The organism is Staphylococcus sp. EZ-P03 (assembly GCF_003344575.1).
Lineage (GTDB): Bacteria > Bacillota > Bacilli > Staphylococcales > Staphylococcaceae > Staphylococcus > Staphylococcus simulans_B.
Genome location: NZ_QPMO01000055.1, coordinates 1 through 1,001, shown reverse-complemented (window position 1 = coordinate 1,001; position 1,001 = coordinate 1). Strand labels below are relative to the sequence as shown.

2 protein-coding genes are annotated in these 1,001 nt (G+C 33.3%); one reads left to right on the top strand and one right to left on the bottom strand.

What is annotated here, in order from left to right; all coding sequences use genetic code 11:
• Positions 1–189: hypothetical protein (locus DVJ99_RS13255; protein WP_114604552.1), on the top strand; the 189-nt coding region annotated here is incomplete at its 5' end.
• Between the two features lie 19 nt (positions 190–208).
• Here DVJ99_RS13255 and dfrD read toward each other — a convergent pair.
• On the bottom strand, positions 209–697 hold the full coding sequence (dfrD, locus tag DVJ99_RS12935) for a trimethoprim-resistant dihydrofolate reductase DfrD (protein WP_063844481.1): 489 nt from the start codon (positions 695–697) through the stop codon (positions 209–211).
• Between the last annotated feature and the right edge of the window lie 304 nt (positions 698–1,001).

Genomic DNA, 1,001 nt, shown 5'->3' with positions numbered 1-1,001 from the left:
GTTTTGTCTAGCTTACCGAAAGCCAGACTCAGCAAGAATAAAATTTTTATTGTCTTTCGGTTTTCTAGTGTAACGGACAAAACCACTCAAAATAAAAAAGATACAAGAGAGGTCTCTCGTATCTTTTATTCAGCAATCGCGCCCGATTGTGGAAGATCAGATGAGGGTGTTTTCTATATAACTTGTTAAACTAACGTTCTCCGTTAGTTTAACGAATTCTCTCATATATATGAAAATAATAATCGTAAGGATTCTTTTCATCTTTTATTCCTTTTTCAACAGATACTTCTTTCCAATCGTCAAAATTAACTACTGGAAAAAATGTATCTCCTTCGAATTCATGATGAATTTTTGTAACGTACATTTTCTCAACATAAGGCAAGAACATAACATATATCTGTTCTCCCCCGAAAATGAAAACCTCTTCTTCATTTTCGCATAACTTAAATGCAGCTTCTATTGAATGGGCAATTTCACAATCCTTAAAGTTAAAGTTTTTATCTCTAGTCAAAATAATATTTCTTCTGTCAGGTAAAGCCCTTCCGATTGATTGAAGGTTCTTTCTACCTAATATGATTGCATGTCCTTTTGTAGTGTTTTTTACATATTCCCAATCACTAGAAATTCTCCATGGAATGTCGTTATCCTTGCCGATTACTCTTTTCTTATCCATCGCAACAATTAAAGAAATTTTCAAGAATGACCACATCCTTTTTAACCTATTTTACCATGCATTTCTATTTCCATATTGAAATCCTTACTAAACAAATCTGCCCGTTAGTTCAACTGGCTTTATTCCACATAATAGCCTGATTCAAGAGGTACGGCCATATTTCTGCTCCGTGTTCAATAACAATTATACTTCATTTTCGCAAGAAGTTATTCCATTAAATGGCCCGTTTGTTGAACTACTCTTTAATAAAATAATTTTTCCGTTCCCAATTCCACATTGCAATAATAGAAAAGCCATCTTCATCTGCTTTTTCTTCATCATCTGTATG